Source organism: Pseudogulbenkiania sp. NH8B (assembly GCF_000283535.1).
Lineage (GTDB): Bacteria > Pseudomonadota > Gammaproteobacteria > Burkholderiales > Chromobacteriaceae > Pseudogulbenkiania > Pseudogulbenkiania ferrooxidans.
The window spans coordinates 261,354-280,696 of sequence record NC_016002.1 but is presented as its reverse complement, the minus strand read 5'-3'; the positions used below and the strand labels follow the sequence as shown (position 1 = coordinate 280,696).

At 70.2% G+C, this 19,343-nt stretch carries 15 protein-coding genes; 8 read left to right on the top strand and 7 right to left on the bottom strand.

Annotated elements, in window-relative coordinates:
• The 8 genes from NH8B_RS01195 to xdhC all read left to right on the top strand — a co-directional run bounded on the left by NH8B_RS01195 (position 1) and on the right by xdhC (position 10,067).
• Positions 1–816: a thiazole synthase gene (locus tag NH8B_RS01195; protein ID WP_014085684.1), complete on the top strand. Its 816-nt coding sequence runs from the start codon at positions 1–3 to the stop codon at positions 814–816.
• A 19-nt stretch (positions 817–835) separates the two neighbouring features.
• On the top strand, positions 836–1,741 hold the full coding sequence (locus NH8B_RS01190; RefSeq protein ID WP_008954782.1) for a LysR family transcriptional regulator: 906 nt from the start codon (positions 836–838) through the stop codon (positions 1,739–1,741).
• A gap of 64 nt (positions 1,742–1,805) precedes the next feature.
• Positions 1,806–2,213 (top strand): hypothetical protein, encoded by a 408-nt coding sequence (locus NH8B_RS01185; RefSeq protein WP_014085683.1) that lies wholly within the window; start codon positions 1,806–1,808, stop codon positions 2,211–2,213.
• Between the two features lie 121 nt (positions 2,214–2,334).
• The gene (locus tag NH8B_RS01180; RefSeq protein WP_014085682.1) at positions 2,335–2,610 is read left to right on the top strand and encodes a DUF5676 family membrane protein; all 276 of its coding nucleotides are present in this window, start codon (positions 2,335–2,337) and stop codon (positions 2,608–2,610) included.
• A 24-nt stretch (positions 2,611–2,634) separates the two neighbouring features.
• Positions 2,635–4,959, top strand: a complete 2,325-nt coding sequence (locus tag NH8B_RS01175; protein WP_014085681.1) for a heavy metal translocating P-type ATPase — start codon at positions 2,635–2,637, stop codon at positions 4,957–4,959.
• Positions 4,960–5,282: 323 nt separating this feature from the next.
• Entirely contained in the window at positions 5,283–6,767 is a 1,485-nt protein-coding gene (gene xdhA, locus NH8B_RS01170) for a xanthine dehydrogenase small subunit (protein ID WP_014085680.1), read from the top strand.
• Positions 6,764–9,082 carry a xanthine dehydrogenase molybdopterin binding subunit gene (gene xdhB / locus NH8B_RS01165; protein ID WP_014085679.1) on the top strand — a complete coding sequence of 773 codons (2,319 nt, stop codon included), beginning with the start codon at positions 6,764–6,766 and terminating at the stop codon, positions 9,080–9,082. Before xdhA ends, xdhB begins: the two co-directional genes overlap by 4 nt.
• A gap of 1 nt (position 9,083) precedes the next feature.
• Positions 9,084–10,067, top strand: coding sequence for a xanthine dehydrogenase accessory protein XdhC (gene xdhC, locus NH8B_RS01160; RefSeq protein ID WP_014085678.1), 984 nt, complete (start codon positions 9,084–9,086; stop codon positions 10,065–10,067).
• Positions 10,068–10,112: 45 nt separating this feature from the next.
• On the opposite strand, the gene NH8B_RS01155 is transcribed toward xdhC, so the two are convergent.
• The 7 genes from NH8B_RS01155 to purE all read right to left on the bottom strand — a co-directional run bounded on the left by NH8B_RS01155 (position 10,113) and on the right by purE (position 19,304).
• Positions 10,113–12,134 (bottom strand): NADPH-dependent 2,4-dienoyl-CoA reductase, encoded by a 2,022-nt coding sequence (locus NH8B_RS01155; protein WP_014085677.1) that lies wholly within the window; start codon positions 12,132–12,134, stop codon positions 10,113–10,115.
• A gap of 155 nt (positions 12,135–12,289) precedes the next feature.
• Positions 12,290–14,779: a PAS domain-containing protein gene (locus NH8B_RS01150; protein WP_232503511.1), complete on the bottom strand. Its 2,490-nt coding sequence runs from the start codon at positions 14,777–14,779 to the stop codon at positions 12,290–12,292.
• A gap of 145 nt (positions 14,780–14,924) precedes the next feature.
• The gene (locus NH8B_RS01145) at positions 14,925–15,851 is read right to left on the bottom strand and encodes an alpha/beta hydrolase (RefSeq protein WP_014085674.1); all 927 of its coding nucleotides are present in this window, start codon (positions 15,849–15,851) and stop codon (positions 14,925–14,927) included.
• 37 nt (positions 15,852–15,888) lie between these two features.
• Positions 15,889–16,470 carry a GNAT family N-acetyltransferase gene (locus NH8B_RS01140; RefSeq protein WP_014085673.1) on the bottom strand — a complete coding sequence of 194 codons (582 nt, stop codon included), beginning with the start codon at positions 16,468–16,470 and terminating at the stop codon, positions 15,889–15,891.
• A 280-nt stretch (positions 16,471–16,750) separates the two neighbouring features.
• Positions 16,751–17,629 (bottom strand): phosphoribosylaminoimidazolesuccinocarboxamide synthase, encoded by an 879-nt coding sequence (locus NH8B_RS01135; RefSeq protein WP_008954770.1) that lies wholly within the window; start codon positions 17,627–17,629, stop codon positions 16,751–16,753.
• 56 nt (positions 17,630–17,685) lie between these two features.
• The gene (locus NH8B_RS01130; RefSeq protein WP_014085672.1) at positions 17,686–18,816 is read right to left on the bottom strand and encodes a 5-(carboxyamino)imidazole ribonucleotide synthase; all 1,131 of its coding nucleotides are present in this window, start codon (positions 18,814–18,816) and stop codon (positions 17,686–17,688) included.
• Positions 18,816–19,304, bottom strand: a complete 489-nt coding sequence (gene purE / locus NH8B_RS01125) for a 5-(carboxyamino)imidazole ribonucleotide mutase (protein WP_008954768.1) — start codon at positions 19,302–19,304, stop codon at positions 18,816–18,818. The genes NH8B_RS01130 and purE overlap by 1 nt, the downstream gene beginning before the upstream one ends.
• Positions 19,305–19,343: the final 39 nt, after the last annotated feature.

Genomic DNA, 19,343 nt, shown 5'->3' with positions numbered 1-19,343 from the left:
ATGGCACCGCAGGACAACACCCCGCAGCCGCTCGTCATCGCCGGCCGGGCCTACGCCTCGCGCCTGCTGGTGGGCACCGGCAAGTACCGCAGCCTGGAGGAAACGCGGCAGGCGGTGGAGGCCTCGGGAGCGGAAATCGTCACCGTCGCCGTGCGCCGCACCAACCTCGGCCAAACGCCGGGGGAGCCCAGCCTGCTGGAGGTGCTGCCGCCGGAGCGCTACACCTACCTGCCCAACAGCGCCGGCTGCTATACCGCAGAAGATGCGGTGCGCACCCTGCGCCTGGCGCGCGAGCTGCTGGACGGCCACGCGCTGGTGAAGCTGGAGGTGCTGGGCGACGAGCGCACCCTCTACCCCAACATGCCGGAAACCTTGCGGGCCGCCGAGGTGCTGGTCCGTGACGGCTTTCAGGTGATGGTGTATTGTGCCGACGACCCGATCCAGGCGCGCCGCCTGCAGGATATCGGCTGCGTGGCGGTGATGCCGCTGGCCAGCCTGATCGGTTCCGGCATGGGCATCCTCAACCCCTGGAACGTGCGCCTCGTGATCGACGCCGTCTCCATCCCGGTGCTCGTGGATGCCGGGGTGGGCACCGCCTCCGACGCCGCCATCGCCATGGAGCTGGGCTGCGACGGCGTGCTGATGAACACCGCCATCGCCCAGGCCCGCGACCCGGTCGCCATGGCGCGGGCGATGCGCCTGGCCGTGGCGTCGGGACGGCTCGCCCACGAGGCGGGACGCATGCCGATGCAGCATTACGCGGCCTCGCCCAGTTCGCCCGGCGACGGCCTGATCGCGGTTGGCCGAAGCCGCTAGCCCCCGAGGAGAGGTGAGGATGGACCGATACACGGAACTCAAGAGCTTCGTGCTGGTGGCCGAAAAAGGCAGCTTCGCCGCCGCGGCGCAGGCCGAGCGGGTGACGCCGGTGGTGATGGGGCGCCGCCTCGACAGCCTGGAGGATCGCCTCGGCGTCAAGCTGATGCACCGCTCCACGCGCGGCCTGCACCTCACCGACCTGGGCGAGCAGTTCCTCGACCAGGCTCGCCAGCTGCTCAAGGATTTTGACGACATCGAATCCTCGCTGCTGGCCGGACGCAACCTGGTGCGCGGCCACCTGGTGGTGTCAGCGCCGGCGGCGTTCGGGCGGCGCCACGTGGCGCCGCTGGGCCAGACCTTCCAGACCCTCTACCCCGACCTGAAGCTCTCGTTCAACCTCACCGACAGCGTGGTCGACCTGGTGCGCGAGGGCTACGACATGGCGATCCGCATCGGCGAGGTCACCGACCCCAACTACGTCGCGGTGAAGCTGGCCAGCAACCGCCGCGTGGTGTGCGGCACGCCGGCGTACTTCGCGCAGCACGGCGTCCCGCACAGCCTGGAGGACCTGGCCCAGCACAACTGCCTGGCCTTCAACCTGCAGGGCGGCCAGCCGCGCGGCTGGTCCTTCCTGAAGGACGGCCGGCTGGTGGCGGTGAAGGTCGGTGGCAACCTGGACTGCAACGACGGCGAGCTGCTGTACAACTGGGTGAAGCAGGGCCTGGGCATCGGCTGGCGCTCCACCTGGGAGATCGAGGGCGAGCTGAAGCGCGGCGAACTGGTCACCGTGCTCGACGCGTTCGCGGTGCCGGCCTACGACATCCAGGCGGTCTACCCGCAACAGCGCCACCTGCCGGCCAAGGTGCGCTTCTTCATCGACTACCTGAAAAAGACCTACAACACCCCCGGCTATTGGGAACGATAGACGGCGCGATGCACGCCGCCGCGGTGTCTATAGTGAGGGAAACCCCTCTGCGGATGGCCCCGCCATGTTCCTCTCCCGCCGCCCCCTGCAGCTCCTCTGCCGCCTGCTGCTGGCGCTGTGGGTGTTTGCCTGCGCGGCGGGCGCTCTCGAGGGCTGCCTGGCCGAGGAACCGTTGGCGGCGAGCCCGGCCGTCCTGAGCGCCGCCCCGCCGGACACGGCCGCTCCGGCGCCGGCCTCGCACCATCCCGCCTGCCATTCCTGGTGCGCCAGCCTGGGCAGCGCGACCAGCACCTCCCAGCCGGCGCCGGCCGCTCCCTTGGCGACTCCCGTGTTGCTGCTGTGGCTGCTGCTGCCCATGATCCTCCCGCCCCTCTTTCGCCACGGCCAGACCTCCCGGCCGCGCCAGGCGGCGTGGCCGGCCACCTCGCCCCCTTCCTTCCTGCTCCGGTTGTTCCAGCGTTTCAACCAGTAGCGTCCGCGCCCTCCGGATGACCGGAGCGCGCGCCGTGTTGCCGTCGGCGGCAAGCTCATGCCGCGACGAGGCGTGGCGCCGGCCGGCCTGTTGCCACCCCTCACCAGGCAAGGAGTCTGCCATGGCCCTGTTCCCCCCTTGGAAAACCGGCCTCGCCCTGGCCCTCACCCTAGCGTTCAGCTACATCGTGTGCGCCCTCCTCTACCGGCAGTGGCCCGCGCAGGGCATCGACTTCCTCAACGCCCTGTTCCACGGCCTCGATTTTCACAAGCTGGCCAGTCCGGCCCCGTTCACGCTCGCCGTCTTCCTCTACCCGCTGGTCGTGCTGACGGTATGGGGATTCGTGGTCGGCACGGTGTTCGCGTGGCTGCACACGCGGCTGCACGGCCGCCGCTAGCGGCGCACTGAAAGGAGAATGATGATGGCACGCGTCAGCGACCCGGTCTGCGGCATGCAGATCGACCCGGCCACGGCCCAGTCCAGCCAGGAGTACCGCGGACAACGCTACTGGTTCTGCTCGGCGCACTGCCAGCAGCAGTTCGCCGCCGCGCCGGAGCGCTACGCCCCCGTTAGCGCCAGCACGCCCCCGCCCGCGGCCGCGGCGATGCCACCGGCCGCAGCGAGCGGCGCCAGCGGCCGCGCCAAGGACCCGATCTGCGGCATGCTGGTGGACAAGGCCAGCGCGCTCAGCACCCAGCGCGGCGGCCGCACCTATTACTTCTGCAGCGACAGCTGCCTGCGCACCTTCGAGTCGCCCGAGCACGAACTGAAGGCGATGAAGACGCGGGTCACCATCGCGCTGACCGGCGTGCTGGCGCTGGCCATGCTGCGCGCCGGCGCCTTCCTGGCGCTCGCCGCCGGCGCCACGCTGCTGTCGTGGGCGCCGATTCCGGCCCTGCCCTGGCTGACCTGGGGCATGTGGCTGTTCCTGCTGGTGACGCCGGTGCAGTTCATCGGCGGCTGGAGCTTCTACAAGGGCGCCTGGAACGCCATCCGCACCCGCAACATCAACATGGATTTCCTGATCGCGCTGGGCACCTCGGTGGCCTACTTCTACAGCGTGGCGGTGCTGTTCTTCCCGGGCATCCTGCCGGTCAAGGTGGCCGAGCGCGACGTCTATTTCGAAGTGTCGGCGGTGATCATCGCCTTCGTGCTGCTCGGGCGCTACATGGAGGAGATCATCAAGAAGAAGTCGTCGGCGGCGGTGCGCCATCTGCTCGACCTCAAGCCGGCCACGGCGCACGTGCGGCGCGACGGCGTGGAAACCGACATCCCGGCCGAGAGCATCATGGTGGGCGAGACGGTGCTGGTGAAACCGGGCGAGAAGGTGCCGACCGACGGCGAGGTGATCGAAGGACAGTCCAACGTGGACGAGTCGATGCTCACCGGCGAATCGATGCCGGTGGCGAAGCGCCCCGGCGCACCGGTGATCGGCGGCACCCTGAACGGCGCCGGCGTGTTCGCCTTCCGCGCCACCCGCATCGGCGCCGACACCGCGCTGGCGCAGATCATCCGCATGGTGGAAGAGGCCCAGGCCAGCACCGCGCAGATCCAGCGCCTGGCCGACACCGTCACCGGCTATTTCGTGCCGGCGGTGGTCGGCGTCGCCGTGCTCGCCTTCCTGGGCTGGTGGCTGGCCGGCCACTTCCCGCAAGGGCTGCTGGCCTTCATCGCGGTGCTGATCATTTCCTGCCCGTGCGCGCTGGGCATCGCCACGCCGGCGGCGCTGATGGTCGGCGTCGGCAAGGGGGCGGACGGCGGCATCCTGATCCGCGGCGGCGAGGTGCTGGAGCGGGCGGAAAAGCTCACCACCATCGTGTTCGACAAGACCGGCACCCTGACGCGCGGCGAGCCGAACGTCACCGATGTCGTGCCGTTCGACACTCACGACGCGGCGCAGGTGCTGGCTCTGGCCGCCGCGGTGGAAACCGGCTCGGAGCACCCGCTGGGGCAAGCCATGGTGAGGGCGGCACGGCAGCGCCGCCTGTCGCTGGCGCCGGCCGGCACCATCACCGGCATCGCCGGCCACGGCATCCAGGGCGTGGTGGAGGGGCGCACGGTGCTGCTCGGCAACCGCCGCCTGTTCGCCCGGGAAAACATCGCGATCGACGCGGCGGCGGAGACCCTGGCGCGCCTGGAGGCGGACGGCAAGACCGCCATGCTGGTGGGGGACAACGGCCGCCTGATCGGCGTGATCGCCGTGGCGGACACGCTCAAGCCGGAGGCCGCCCAGGCCGTGGCCGCCCTCGCGGCGCGGCGGATCAAGGTCGTGCTGCTGACCGGCGATAACCGGCGCACCGCCGAGGCGATCGCCCGGCAGATCGGCATCGAGCAGGTGATCGCCGAGGTGCTGCCGGAGGACAAGGCCAAGGTGATCCGCCAGCTGCGCGACGCGGGCGAGGTGGTGGCGATGGTGGGCGACGGCGTCAACGATGCGCCGGCCCTGGCGACCGCCGACATCGGCATCGCCATCGGCTCCGGTTCCGACGTGGCCAAGGAGACCGGCGGCATCATCCTGATCCGGAACGACGTGCGCGACGTGGTGGCGTCCATCCAGCTGTCGCGCGCCACCATGGGCAAGATCAAGCAGAACCTGTTCTGGGCCTTCATCTACAACAGCATCGGGATTCCCGTCGCGGCGCTAGGCCTGCTCAACCCCATCCTGGCCGCGGCGGCGATGGCGCTCAGTTCGCTGTCGGTGATCGTCAACTCGGCGCTGCTCAAGCGGGCGCGTATCGGGCTCTGAGCGCAGGATGGCATGGCGATGCAACGACTGGCGTACCTGGGCTGCGCCGCGCTCTCGGTCGCGGTGGCGGGCGGCGTGCTCTACGTCCATGGCGTCGCGCCGGCGACGCTGGCCATGGCGCTGGTGCTGTTGCTTTGCCCCGTGCAGGTGGTGTGGCTCGTCTTTTGCCGGGTACGGCGCGCGACGTTTACCGAGGCACTGTCCCCCACTGACCCGCCGCCCAGCAGCCGGGCCGGGCAGCGCCCCAAGCTGGCAAGCCTCGCCTGCCCGACTATCTTTATAGAAACCGGGCCGCCGCCCGGCAGCCCAGCGGACAGCACAGCATGGAACAACGGCCGATCCAGTTCTACTACCAGGGCGACATCGTGCGGGTGCAGCAGCAGCCCCCCACCCGCACCGTCCTGCAATTCCTGCGCGACGAGCGGCACGCCACCGGCAGCAAGGAAGGCTGCGCCGAGGGCGACTGCGGCGCCTGCACCGTGGCGGTGGGCGAGCTGCGCCACGGCAAGCTGGTCTGGCGCAACGTCAACGCCTGCCTGATGCTGCTGCCGGCGCTCGATGGCAAGGCACTGCTGACGGTGGAGGACCTGGCCGCGCTGGCGCCGGACGGCCTGCACCCGGTGCAGCGGGCGCTGGTCGAGCAGCACGGCTCGCAGTGCGGCTTCTGCACCCCGGGCTTCGTGATGTCGCTGTTCGCGCTCGCCAGCCAGCACCCCGGCGCCGGGCGCGCCGAGGTGATCGACGCGCTGTCCGGCAACCTGTGCCGCTGCACCGGCTACCGCCCCATCATCGACGCCGGCGTCGCCGCCTGCGCCGCGCCGCCCTGCCTGCCGGACCCGGAGCCGATCGTCGCCGCCTTGCAGGCGCTGGCCACGGCCCCGGCGCTCGATTACCGCGCCGGCGGCGCCCGCTTGCGCAGCCCCCGCACCCTGGCCGAGCTGGCGGAACTGTACGCCGCCGTCCCCGAGGCGCGGCTGCTGGCGGGCGGCACCGATCTCGGGTTGTGGGTCACCAAACAGCTGCACGAGCTACCCGAGCTGATTGCGCTGGCGCACGTGGACGAGCTGAAAACCATCGAGCACGACCCCGAGTGGCTGCGCATCGGCGCCGCGGTGACGCTGACCGACGCCTTCGCCGCGCTCGTGGCCGAGTACCCGGAGCTGGCCGAGCTGGCACGGCGCTTCGCCTCGCCGCCGATCCGCAACGCCGCCACCCTGGCCGGCAATGTCGCCAACGGCTCGCCGATCGGCGATTCGATGCCGGCGCTGATCGCACTGGGGGCACGACTGCGGCTGCACCGCCTCGGCGCCGAACGCGAGCTGGCGCTGGAAGACTTCTACCTCGGCTACCAGCACAACGCGCTGGCGCCGGGCGAGTTCGTGCGCGCCGTGCTGGTGCCGCGTCGCCACGATCCAGCCCCGTTCATCCGCGCCTACAAGGCGTCCAAACGCTACGAACAGGACATCGCCACGGTGTTCCTGGCGCTGGCCATCACGCGCGACGGCGACGACGTGGTGCAGGACGCCCGGCTGGCCCTGGGCGGCATGGCAGCGGTGCCGTCGCGCGCGCCCCAGGCCGAGGCGGCGCTGATCGGGCGGCCGTGGAATGCGGTGGCGGTGGAGGCGGCGATGAACGAACTGCAACACGACTTTTCGCCGCTGTCGGACCTGCGCGGCCGCGCCGACCACCGTCAGCGCCTGGCACGCCGGCTGCTGTGGCGGGCCTGGCTCGACAGCCAGGGGATGACGCCGCTGCAGCTCGACGAGCTGGAGCCGATCGCGCTGCCCGCGCCGGAGGAAACCCTATGAGCACGCCACCACCGCCCGCGCACGACCACGTCGGCCTGCCCTATGCGCACGACAGCGCCCGGCTGCACGTCACCGGCCGTGCCCGCTACACCGACGACCTGCCCGAACTGCCCGGCACGCTCCACGCCGCGCTCGGCTGCGCCGAGGTCGCCCACGGCCGGCTCAGCGCGCTCGATCTCGACACGGTGCGGCAGCTGCCGGGCGTGCGCGCCGTGCTCACCGCGGCCGACCTGTGCCACGGCACCAGCTGCGGCCCGATCGAGCCGGACGACCCGATCCTGTGCGCGGGCGAGGTGAGCTTCTTCGGCCAACCTTTGTTCGCCGTCGCCGCCGACAGCGTCGAGATCGCGCGGCGCGCGGTACGGCTGGCGTGGGCCGAATACGAGACGCAGCCGGCGCACCTCGACATCGCCAGCGCGCGCGCCGCCGCCGACTACGTGCTGCCGCCGGTGGAGATGCAACGCGGCGACGCCGCGGCCGCCCTGCAACAGGCGCCGCACCGCCTGCAGGGGCAGCTGAGCGTGGGCGGCCAGGAGCACTTCTACCTCGAAGGGCAGGTCAGCTACGCCGTGCCGCGCGACGACGGCGGCCTGCAGCTCTACTGCTCCACCCAGCACCCCAGCGAGATGCAGCAACTGGTGGCGGAGGCGCTCGGGCTGCCGGCGCACGCGGTGACGGTCGAGTGCCGCCGCATCGGCGGCGGCTTCGGCGGCAAGGAAACGCAGTCGGCGCAGTGGGCCTGCCTGGCGGCGCTGTTGGCGCAGCGCACCGGCCGCCCGGTCAAGCTGCGCCTGGACCGCGACGTCGACATCGCCGTCACCGGCAAGCGCCACGACTTCGCCTACGACTACGACGCCGGCTTCGACGACAGCGGCCGCCTGCACGGCCTCGAGCTGACCCTGGCGGCGCGCTGCGGCTATTCCGCCGACCTGTCCGGCCCGGTCAACGACCGCGCGCTGTTCCACGTCGACAACGCCTACTACCTGGACGCGGTGACGCTGCACAACCTGCGCCTCAGGACGCACACGGTGTCGAACACCGCCTTCCGCGGCTTCGGCGGGCCGCAGGGCATGTTCGCCATCGAGAGCGTGCTCGACGACATCGCGCGCACCCTGCAATGCGACCCGCTGGTGGTGCGGCGCGCCAACTTCTACGGCGCGGCGCCGCGCGACACCACGCACTACGGCATGACCGTGGCGGACAACGTGCTGCCGGAGCTGGTGGACCAGCTGGAACGCGACAGCCACTACCCGGAACGCCGCCACGCCATCGCCGCCTTCAATGCCGCCAGCCCCGTGCTCAAGCGCGGCCTGGCGCTGACCCCGGTCAAGTTCGGCATCGCCTTCACCGCCACCCACTACAACCAGGCCGGCGCGCTGGTGCACGTCTACCTCGACGGCAGCGTGCTGGTCAGCCACGGCGGCATCGAGATGGGCCAGGGCCTGCACATCAAGGTGCAGCAGGTGGTGGCCGAGGAACTGGGGCTGCCGCTGGAGCGGGTACGCATCGGCGCCACCGACACCGCCAAGGTGCCCAATACTTCGGCCAGCGCCGCCTCCTCCAGCGCCGACCTCAACGGCCAGGCCGCGCGCCAGGCCGCCGGGGCGATCCGCACCCGGCTGGCCGCGCTGTTCGCCGTGCTCTACGGCTGCCACGCCGCCACGGTCGAATTCAAAGGGGGACAGGTCTGCTCCGGCGAACACCGGCTCGACTTCACCGAGCTGGTGACGCTGGCCTACCGCCGCCGCCTGCCGTTGTGGGAGGCCGGCTTCTACCGCACACCCAAGATCCACTACGATGCCGACACGCGCCAGGGCCGGCCGTTCTACTACTTCGCCTACGGCGCGGCGGTGAGCGAGGTGGCGGTGGACACGCTGTCGGGGGCGACGCGGCTGTTGGCGGTGGACATCCTGCACGACGTCGGGCGCTCGCTGAACCCGGCCATCGACCGTGGCCAGATCGAGGGCGGCTTCGTGCAGGGCATGGGCTGGCTCACCAGCGAGGAGCTCTGCTGGCAGCCGGACGGGCGGCTCGCCACGCACGCGCCGTCCACCTACAAGATTCCCACCGCCTACGACGTGCCGGAGCACTTCACGGTCACGCTGTTCGACAACGCCAACATCGAGGAAGGACTGCACCACTCCAAGGCGGTGGGCGAGCCGCCGCTGATGCTGGCGCTGTCGGTGTTCTTCGCCATCCGCGACGCCCTGGGCTACTGCGCCGCGCCGGGCCAGCGCGTGCCGCTCGCCGCCCCGGCCACGCCACAGGCGGTGCTCGATGCGCTCGACGCCATCGGCTACCGCCCGGGAGCCTGACATGCCGCCCTGGCTCGCCGCCCTGCCCGCCCTGCTCGCCGACGGCGACGCCGAGCTGGTGAGCGTGCTCAAGGTGGCCGGCTCGGCGCCGCGCGAAGCCGGCGCCACGCTGGCGCTGAACCTGACGCAGACAGCCGACACCCTGGGCGGCGGCCATCTGGAATGGGAAGCCATCGCCCACGCCCGCGCCCGCCTGCTCAGCGCGCCACAAGCGCCGGAGGTCCTGCGCTTTGCCCTCGGGCCGAGCCTGGGACAGTGCTGCGGCGGCGTGGTGTGGCTGCTGTTCGAACGCGTTGCGGCACGTGAACGCGACGCCTGGCGCCGGCGTGCCGAGGCGCTGCGCCAGGGCGCCACTCTGGCACGCGCGCTGGCCGCCGGCGCAGCGGGTTCGGACTGGACGGTGGAAACGGAAGGCGACAGCACCACGCTGCGGTCCGGCGGCGCGGACGACGGGCACTGGCAGCAGCGCTACCGCGCCTGGCGCCGGGAACTGACACTGTTTGGCGCCGGCCATGTCGGCCAGGCGCTGGTGCGGGTGCTGGCCGGCAGCGACCTGCATATCCGCTGGGTCGATCAGCGCGAAGACGCCTTCGCCGCCCCGCTGCCGGACAACGTAGACGCGATCGTCAGCGACGAACCGACCGACGACGTGGCAAACGCCGCGCCCGGCAGCGCCTATCTGGTGATGACGCACCGCCACGACCTCGACCTGGAACTGGCCTGGCACATCCTGCGCCGCGACGACGTGGGCTTCTTCGGCCTGATCGGCTCGCAGAGCAAGCGCGCCCGCTTCGAACACCGCCTCGCCGCGCGCGGCATCGCGCCGGAACGGCTCGCCGCCATGGCCTGCCCGATCGGCCTGCCCGGCATCAGCGCCAAGGACCCGACCTCGATCGCCATCGCGGTGGCGGCACAGCTGCTGAGCTGGCGCGACAGTACGCAGTCCACCGATTCCGTAGGATGGGTGAAGGCGGCGACGCCGTAACCCATCGCCGCTTCGGCCAACCTCGACAGGTTGGCCGAAGCCGTCTCAGATCACCGCCGCCAACCTCACCCCCTGATCGATCGCCCGCTTGGCGTCGAGTTCGGCCGCCACGTCGGCGCCGCCGATCAGGTGCACGGTCTTGCCGATGGCCTGGAGCGGCGCCACGAGTTCACGCAGCGGGTCCTGCCCGGCGCACACCACCACGTTGTCGACCGCCAGCAGCTGCGGCTCGCCCTTGATCGTGACGTGCAGCCCGGCGTCGTCGATCCTGTCGTAGCTCACCCCGGACACCATCTGCACCCGCTTCATCTTCAGGCTCTCGCGGTGGATCCAGCCGGTGGTCTTGCCCAGCCCCTCGCCCACCTTGCTGGTCTTGCGCTGCAGCAGGTAGACCTGGCGCGGGCTGGGATGCGGCTGCGGCCCCTGCGGCGCGAGGCCGCCGGCCGTCTCGCCCGACATGTCGACGCCCCACTCGCGCATGAACGCCGCGGCATCCAGCGAGCTCGACGTACCCTCGTGGGTGAGGAACTCGGCGGTGTCGAAGCCGATGCCGCCGGCGCCGATGATCGCCACGCTTCGGCCAACCTCCTTGCCGTGTTTCAGCACGTCGAGGTAGCTCAGCACCTTCGGGTGCTCGATACCGGGGATGGCGGGCAGGCGCGGCGCGATGCCGGTAGCGAGGATCACCTCGTCGAAATCCTTGAGGTCGTCCGCCTGCACGCGGGTGTTGAGGCGCACGGTCACCCCGGTCGTCTCGAGGCGGCGCGCAAAGTAGCGCAGCGTCTCGTGGAACTCCTCCTTGCCCGGAATCTTCTTGGCGACGTTGAACTGGCCGCCGATCTCGCCGGCGGCGTCGAACAGCGTCACGGCGTGGCCGCGCTCGGCCGCCGTGGTGGCGCAGGCGAGCCCGGCCGGCCCGGCGCCGACCACCGCCAGCCGCTTCGGCGTCGCCGCCGGCGCCAGGTTCAGCTCGGTCTCGCGGCAAGCGCGCGGGTTGACCAGGCAGCTGGTGAGCTTGCCCTGGAAGATGTGGTCGAGACAGGCCTGGTTGCAGCCGATACAGGTGTTGATCTCGTCGCCCCGCCCCGCCGCCGCCTTGTTCACAAACTCCGGGTCGGCCAGGAACGGCCGCGCCATCGACACCATGTCGGCGCAGCCGCTGGCGAGAATCTCTTCCGCCACCTCCGGGGTGTTGATGCGGTTGGTGGTGATCAGAGGAATGCCGACCTGCCCCATCAGCCTTTTGGTCACCCAGGCGAAGCCGCCGCGCGGCACCATGGTGGCGATGGTCGGCACGCGCGCCTCGTGCCAGCCGATGCCGGTGTTGATGAGCGTGGCCCCCGCTTTTTCGATCTCCCTGGCGAGCTGCACCACCTCGTCCCAGATGCTGCCATCCTTGACCAGATCCAGCATCGACAGCCGGTAGATGATGATGAAGTTGGGGCCGACGGCGGCGCGCACCGCCTTGACGGTCTCGATGGCGAAGCGGATGCGGTTGTCGAAGCTGCCGCCCCAGCCATCGCGGCGCTGGTTGGTGGCGCGGGCGATGAACTGGTTGATCAGATAGCCTTCCGAGCCCATCACCTCGACGCCGTCGTAGCCGGCCTGCTGCGCCAGACGGGCGCAGCGTGCGAAGTCGGCGATGGTGCGCCAGATGTCTTCTTCGGAGAGCTCGCGCGGCTTGTAGAAATTGATCGGCGCGATCAGCGGCGAGGCCGACACGCACTGCTCCTGGAAGCTGTAGCGGCCGGAATGCAGGATCTGCAGGCAGATCTTGCCGCCCTCGGCGTGCACCGCCTCGGTCACCAGACGGTGCTGCGGCACCTCGGCTTCATGCGCCAGCATCGCCGCCCCTTCGGCCACGCAGCCTTCCGGGTTGGGGCCGACGCCGCCGGTGACGATCAGCCCGACCCCGCCGCGCGCCCGTTCGGCGTAGAACGCGGCCATCTTCTCGAAGCCTTGCGGCGCCTCTTCCAGTCCGGTGTGCATCGAACCCATCAGCACGCGGTTCTTCAGCGTGGTGAAGCCGAGGTCGAGCGGGGCCAAGAGCTGCGGGTAAGCCGTCATGGGAAATTCCTCGTGTTGGTGTGGCGGTTTTTTATCGTGTTAGCCTGTGCCACGACAATACTTACTAGTAAGTAAGTTGTCAAACCAGCACCTGACCGGGCGCGCTGCGCCAAGGGGAAGTGACCGAGGGGGATAGCGCGACGGCCGGGGGCGCCTCAGCGGGCGGGCGGCGACGCGGGCATGGCGCCGGGCCGCGAAGGAGGCAGGTCGCGCAGGTCTTGCAACACCAGCACGGCGCCGATGACGCTGCCGTTGCCGGCACGCACCGGGGCGGCCGAATCGAGCACCGGCACCGCACGGCCATCGCGGCCGATCAGGACCGCGCCGGGCTGGAGAAACACCGGCTGGCCCTGGCGCAGGCAGGCTTCCACCGGGTCGGCCAGCGGCTGGCCGCTGGCCTGATCGCGCAGCACCAGCACCGTGCTCAGCGGCCACCCCCGCGCCTCGGCCTGGCGCCAGCCGGTCAGGCGCTCCGCCACCGGGTTCATGTAATTGATCACGAGCGCGGTATCGGTGGCGATCACGGCGTCGCCGATGGAGTGCAGCGTGACGCGCCACAGCTCCTTCTCCTCGGCCAGGGCATCGGCCAGCCGGCGCTGCTCGGTGATGTCCCAGTTGGTGCCGGTCATCGCCACCGGCACGCCGTACTCGTCGCAGCGCACCGTCGCCAGGGCGCGGATGTGGCGCACCTGCCCGTCCGGCCACAGCGCGCGAAACTCGGTATCGAGCGGCTTCTTGCCTTGTTGCGCCAGCACCACTTCCTGCAGCGCCCGCTCGCTGTCGTCCGGGTGCAGGCTGTTGTACCAGTACTCCAGCGGCGGATCGCCGTCGCCGGGCTGGCGCCCGTACAACTCGTACATGCGCTCGTCCCAGATCAGGGTGTTGCTGCCGATGTGCCACTCCCAGATGCCCACCCGCGCCGCCGCCACCGCCAACGCCATGCGCTCGCTCTGGCGCCGGCGCTCGGCCTCGTCGCGCTTCCTGGCGCTGATGTCGGTGTGGGTGCCGATCAGCCGCCGTGGCTGGCCGGCGGCATCGCGCTCGATCACCACGCCGCGGTCGTGGATCCACAGGGCGTTGTGGCGCTTGTCGAGCAGGCGGTACTCGATGGCGTAACGGCTATCGCGCCCCTGCGCGATGCGCTGCAGCACCACGCGCACCCATTCCTCGTCCTGCGGGTGGATGCGCGACCACCACTCCTCGATGTCCTGGCCGATCTCGCCCGGGGCATAGCCCAGCATGCCCTTCCAGGTATCGGAGAAGAACACCGTGCCGCTCGCCAGATCCCAGTCCCACACCCCCTGACCGCTGCCGGACAGCGCGAAGTTCCAGCGCGCCTCGCTCTCGCGCAGCGCTTCCTGGGCCCGCTTCAGCTGGTCGATGTCCTCCACCTGGGCCACGAAGTAAAGCGGCCGCCCATCGCGGTCGCGCACGATCGACACCGCCAGCTGCGCCCACAATTCCCGGCCGTCCTGGCGCAGGTAGCGCTTTTCCATGCGATAGGTGTCGGCGCGCCCCTCCAGCAGCGCGTGGACGTTGGCCAGGTCCAGCTCCAGGTCGTCGGGATGGGTGACGTCCTGAAACGTCAGCGGCAACAGTTCCTCTTCGCGGTAGCCCAACAGCTGGCACAACGCCGGGTTGACCTTGAGCCAGTGGCCGCTGGTCGACACCAGCGCCATGCCGATCGCCGCCGCCTGCATGGTGTCGCTGAGTTCCTTGCGGCTGAGTTCCAGCGCCGTCTGCTGACGCTCCAGCGCATCCATCAGCGCCCCCACCATCACCGGCAGCGACACCGTCACCGCCAGCGGCAGGTTGAACCCGGCCGGGCCCCAGCGTTGCAAGCCGGCCAGCACCATCTCCGGGGCATCCAGCGTCGCGGCCACGATCAGCGCCGCCGCGAGCAGGATCAGGAGGGTCGCGGGGAACAGGCCCAGCAGCATGGCGCCGGCGATCAGCGGAATCTCGGCGAAGATGAACGGGTACGGCAGGTAGCGCACGCCAGCGTAGCAGGTCAGCGCCACCAGCAGCGCCAGCAGCAGCACGCGCAGCCATTTCGTCGGAGCCAGCAGTTGGCGCCAGCGCGAGCGGTCGCTCAGCAGCAGCAAGGGCACCAGCACCAGTGCGCCCATGCCGTCGGCGAACCACCAGCTCGGCCAGATGGTGCCAAACGGCACGCCCAGCTCCAGCGCCACCACCAGCGCGCCGGCACTGGCCCCCACCACGGCGGCGCACGGACCGACCGCCAGCAGGCTCAGCGCCGTCAGCCGCAGCGACGACAGGAAGGGTTCGCCATGATGGATGAGCCGCAGCAACAGCGCCCCCAGCGCCACCTCGGCCAAGTTGGCGAGGCCCAGCCCGAGCGCCAGCAGCGGCGTGTTGTCGGCCAGCACATTGGCCAGCCCCACCCCGACGAGAAAGGCCAGCGCCAGGGGCAGACGCGCGGTCGCCGGAGCCCGCGCCAGCACCGCCATGGCAAAACCGTTGACCAGCCAGATCGCGGCCACGTCGCCCGGCCCGCGCAGCAGCCAGATGCCGAGCCAGGCCAGGCCCAGGCTGGCCAGCCCCATTGCCAGCGCACACAGCCCCATGCCCCGGGGCGGGAGCGGCACAAAGGTGGAAATGGAGGGTGGCGACAGCGTAGACAAGTCGACTCTCCCGGCGCACGCGAACCCGCACGGCCGGGAGCAGGCGGTGCCAGGGTGGGCGTGATGATGAATACCGGCATACCCGGTAGATATTATGAAGAATAGATGAGGCGAAACGAGAACACCAAGCCGCCCCGCGGGCGCGTTAGCCGGTCCGTCCGGCCACGCCGACACGCTCCATCCAGGCCAGGATGTCGGCGGTCACCGCCTCGCGATTGGTCTCGTTGAGCATCTCGTGACGCCCGCCGGGGTAGACCCGCAGCGTGATGTCGTCGAGCCCGGCGCGCCGGTAGCGGCGCGCCAGCTGCCGCAGCGCCCAGTGCCCCAGGCTGACCGGATCGCGGCTGCCGGTCATCAGCAGCACCGGGCAACGCGGCAGGTTGCGGCCGCGCTGCTCGCCGGCCTCCAGCGCGATGATGCCGCCGAACAGGTCCTGCCACAGCACCGGGGTAAAGTGAAAGCCGCACAAGGGATCGGCCAGGTAGCGATCGACCTCGGCCGCATCGCGGCTCAACCAGTCCACCGCGGTACGCGCCGGCAGAAACGACAGGTTGAAACTGCCGAACACCAGCCGGCTCATGAAGGCGTTCGGCTGCAGCCGTCCCCCCAGCCGGCCCGCCAGGCCGGCGACGCGGCGCATCAGCCGCGCCAGCCAGGCCTGACGGTAGCCGGTGGCCGACAGCACCAGCCCGGCCAAGCCCTGGCCGTGACGCAGCAGGTAGGCGCGCGACACGAAACTGCCCATGCTGTGGCCGAACAGCAGCAGCGGCACCCCGGGGTGCCGCGCCGCGGCGTGGGCGCGCACCGTATCGACGTCGTCCACCACCTTGTTCCAGCCCTGTTCGGCGGCGAACCAGCCGCGCCGCCGCGGCCGCTCGCCATGGCCGCGCTGATCGTGCGCGTACACCGCGTAACCGGCTTCGGCCAACCTGTCGGCAAAGCGCCGGTAACGGGCCGCGTGCTCTCCCATGCCGTGCACGATCAGCACCACCGCACGCGGCGCCATGACGGGCAGCCAGTACCAGCCACGGATCGTTTCGCCGTCGGCGGCGTCGAGGGTAAAGGCTTGCATCGTCCGGGCTCCAGAACGGCAAAGGTGCGCCGCCGGCTCAGGCCAGCATGCGCGCCGGGTCGAAATCGGGGTTGGTCAGCGCCGTCAGCACGTGATCGCGCCAGGCGCCGTCGAGAAACAGGTAGTCCTTGGCGTGGCCCTCGACGACGAAGCCGAGGCGGCGCAGCACCGCCGCGCTGCGCACATTGTCCGGCTGGTAATTGGCCTGGATGCGGTGCAGCTGCAGCGTCTCGAAAGCACAGGCGATGACCGCCCGCAGCGCCTCGTGCATCAGCCCGCGCCCCTGCTCAGCCTGGTCCAGGTTGTACCCGAGGTGGCAGGCCTGGAAGCTGCCGCGCACGATATTGGACAGGGTCACGGTGCCGGCCACCCGCCCCGGCGTGCCTTCGCGCACCAGCAGGAACGCCGCGCCGCGCCCGTCCTGCCAGTCACGGCAGCGCTGGCGCAGGCGCATGGTCCAGTACAGTTCGCTGTAGAACATGTCTCCGCCACGCGGCTCCCAGCGCGCCAGATGCTCGCGGTTGCGGTGCTGGTAGTCGAGCAGCGCCAACGCCCACGAGGGGTCGGCCGGGATCAGCAGCAGGCGGGCGGTGGACAGGGTGGGTTGCAGCACGGTCATCGGGTTTCCGTCGGAAAGCGGCACGCACCAGTATGACAGAGGCCCGGCGCCGGCGGCAGCCGGTACCCCATCATGAAAAACCCGCCTGACGGCGGGTTGGTATGCATGAAGTGCTTGGCGGCGAGAGGGAGACCCGCGGCAGCAGGCCGGCGCGCCCAAGCAGCTTGAGTGCCGCCGGAACACGCGAACCGAAATGGACACGGAGTCCATGAGGATTCCGCATCGCACGCAGTCCCCCGGCGCTCAGGATGCGCAGGCGCAGCCGCCTAATGCAGTAGATTCAGCGCGTCAGACGTTCCAGCGCCTCGCGGTACTTGTCCGCGGTCTTCTCGCGCACGTCCAACGGCACCGCCGGGGCCGGCGCCTGCTTGTTCCAGCCCGAGGCTTCCAGCCAGTCGCGCACGAACTGCTTGTCGAACGACGGCGGGTTGCTGCCGGCGACGTAGCTGTCGGCCGGCCAGAAGCGGCTGGAATCCGGCGTCAGCGCCTCGTCCATCAGCGTCAGCGTGCCGTCCTCGTCCAGGCCGAACTCGAACTTGGTGTCGCAGATGATGATGCCGCGGGTGGCGGCGTAGAACGCGGCCGCCTTGTACAGCGTGATCGCGGTGTCGCGCACCTTCTCGGCCAGCTCGGCGCCGATGATCTCGACGCAGCGCTCGTAGCTGATGTTCTCGTCGTGGTCGCCGACGGCAGCCTTGGTCGACGGGGTGAAGATCGGCTCCGGCAGCTGGCTGGCTTCCTTGAGGCCTTCCGGCAGCTTGATGCCGCACACGGTGCCGGACTGCTGGTATTCCTTCCAGCCCGAGCCGGCCAGGTAACCGCGCACCACCGCCTCGATCGGCACCGCCTTCAGGCGCTTGGCCACCACGGCGCGGCCTTCCACCTGCGGCAGGTCTTCCGCGCTCACCACGTCCTCCGGCTTGTCGCCGGTGAGGTGGTTGGGCACCAGGTCCTTGAGGCGTTCGAACCAGAAGTTGGAGATGGCGGTGAGGATCTGGCCCTTGCCCGGGATCGGGTCGTCGAGAATCACGTCGAACGCCGACAGGCGATCGGTGGCGATCATCAGCATGCGCTTGTCGTCGATCTGGTACAGGTCGCGCACCTTGCCCGAGTAGATCTTCTTCAGGCTGGTGAGGTTGGTGGTGGTGATGCCGGTCATGTTGCTTCCTTGAAAACAAGCCGGGCGCCCGTGGCGGGGCGCCCGAAATCCGATGATTACAGCGTGTCCTTGAGCGCCTCGGCCTGCTCCAGCGCGGCGTCGGCGCTGGCCGACAGCACGGTGTAGTGGCCCATCTTGCGGCCGGTGCGCGCCTGCTGCTTGCCATAGAGGTGTAGGTGGACGTTGGGCGCCTCGGCCAGCACCGCCCAGTTGGGCTCGCCGCCGTCCTCGCGCCAGCTGTCGCCCAGCAGGTTGACCATCACCGCCGGACTCAGCAGGTCGGTGCGGCCCGGCAGCAGATCGCACATGGCGCGCACCTGCTGCTGGAACTGGTCGGTGAGGCAGGCATCCAGCGTGTAGTGGCCGGAGTTGTGCGGGCGCGGCGCGATCTCGTTGACCACCAGCGTGTCGTCGGCGAGCACGAAGAACTCCACCGCCAGCACACCGACGTAATCGAGCGCTTCGGCCAACTTCTTGGCCATGTCCTGCGCCTGCGCCGCCAGTTCCGGCGCGATGCGCGCCGGCACGATGGAGACGTCGAGGATGCCCCCGGCGTGACGGTTCTCCGCTACCGGAAACACCGCCACCTGCGCCGGCGAGGTGCGGGTGACGATGGCCGAGACCTCGAGCTGGAGGTCGAGCATCTTTTCCAGCACGCAGGCCTGGCCGCCCAGGTCGGCGTAGGCGGCGCGCGCCTCGTCGGCGGTCTGCACGCGCACCTGGCCCTTGCCGTCGTAGCCCAGACGCGCGGTCTTGAGGATGCCCGGCAGGTACGGGGTCAGATCGACCTGAATCTCCTCGACCGACTCGATCGCGAGATACGGCGCGGTCGGCAGCCCGGCCTTGTTGATCCAGCCCTTCTCGACGATGCGGTCCTGCGCGATCGCCACGCAGTCGCCGGACGGCGACACGCGGGTCTTCTGCGCCAGTGTGCGCATGGCGTCGGCGTTGACGTTCTCGAACTCGGTGGTGACGGCGGCGCAGGTCTCGGCCAGCGTCTTCAGCGCATCCGGATCGTTGTACGGCGCACACAAATGCACGTCGGCGAAGCGCGCCGCCGGGGCGCTGGCGTCAGGGTCGAGCACGGTCACGCGGTAGCCCATGGTCTTGGCCGCCACGGTGAACATGCTGCCCAGCTGGCCGCCGCCGAGAATGCCCAGCATCGCCGGGGGGAGAATCGCCGCCATTATTCGACCTCCGGCAGCGTCATCGCCAGCACGGTGTCTTCCTGCTTCTTGCGGAAGGCCTTCAGCTTCGCGGCCAGTTCCGGCACGGCATTGGCCAGCATCGCCACCGCGAACAGCGCGGCGTTGGCGGCCCCCGCTTCGCCGATGGCGAAGGTGGCCACCGGGATGCCCTTGGGCATCTGCACGATGGACAGCAGCGAATCCTCGCCGCGCAGGTACTTGGACGGCACCGGCACGCCCAGCACCGGGACGTGGGTCTTGGCGGCCAGCATGCCCGGCAGGTGGGCGGCGCCGCCGGCGCCGGCGATGATCGCCTTGAGCCCGCGCGCTTCGGCGCTGGCGGCGTAGTCGAACAGCAGGTCAGGAGTGCGGTGGGCGGAGACGACGCGGGTTTCGAACGCGACGCCAAAGTCCTTGAGAACGCGGGCGGCGTTCTGCATGACGTCCCAGTCGCTGTTGCTACCCATCACGATACCGACTTCGATCATGGCGGAAGAGCCTGTAAGGTATGGAAAAAACGGGATTTT

Excerpts from the sequence above, each read along its gene's own strand:
- NH8B_RS01195 (WP_014085684.1), top strand. The coding sequence starts at position 1 with ATGGCACCGCAGGACAACACCCCGCAGCCGCTCGTCATCGCCGGCCGG.
- NH8B_RS01190 (WP_008954782.1), top strand. The coding sequence starts at position 836 with ATGGACCGATACACGGAACTCAAGAGCTTCGTGCTGGTGGCCGAAAAA.
- NH8B_RS01185 (WP_014085683.1), top strand. The coding sequence starts at position 1,806 with ATGTTCCTCTCCCGCCGCCCCCTGCAGCTCCTCTGCCGCCTGCTGCTG.
- NH8B_RS01180 (WP_014085682.1), top strand. The coding sequence starts at position 2,335 with ATGGCCCTGTTCCCCCCTTGGAAAACCGGCCTCGCCCTGGCCCTCACC.
- NH8B_RS01175 (WP_014085681.1), top strand. The coding sequence starts at position 2,635 with ATGGCACGCGTCAGCGACCCGGTCTGCGGCATGCAGATCGACCCGGCC.
- xdhA (WP_014085680.1), top strand. The coding sequence starts at position 5,283 with ATGGAACAACGGCCGATCCAGTTCTACTACCAGGGCGACATCGTGCGG.
- xdhB (WP_014085679.1), top strand. The coding sequence starts at position 6,764 with ATGAGCACGCCACCACCGCCCGCGCACGACCACGTCGGCCTGCCCTAT.
- xdhC (WP_014085678.1), top strand. The coding sequence starts at position 9,084 with ATGCCGCCCTGGCTCGCCGCCCTGCCCGCCCTGCTCGCCGACGGCGAC.
- NH8B_RS01155 (WP_014085677.1), bottom strand. The coding sequence starts at position 12,134 with ATGACGGCTTACCCGCAGCTCTTGGCCCCGCTCGACCTCGGCTTCACC.
- NH8B_RS01145 (WP_014085674.1), bottom strand. The coding sequence starts at position 15,851 with ATGCAAGCCTTTACCCTCGACGCCGCCGACGGCGAAACGATCCGTGGC.
- NH8B_RS01140 (WP_014085673.1), bottom strand. The coding sequence starts at position 16,470 with ATGACCGTGCTGCAACCCACCCTGTCCACCGCCCGCCTGCTGCTGATC.
- NH8B_RS01135 (WP_008954770.1), bottom strand. The coding sequence starts at position 17,629 with ATGACCGGCATCACCACCACCAACCTCACCAGCCTGAAGAAGATCTAC.
- NH8B_RS01130 (WP_014085672.1), bottom strand. The coding sequence starts at position 18,816 with ATGGCGGCGATTCTCCCCCCGGCGATGCTGGGCATTCTCGGCGGCGGC.
- purE (WP_008954768.1), bottom strand. The coding sequence starts at position 19,304 with ATGATCGAAGTCGGTATCGTGATGGGTAGCAACAGCGACTGGGACGTC.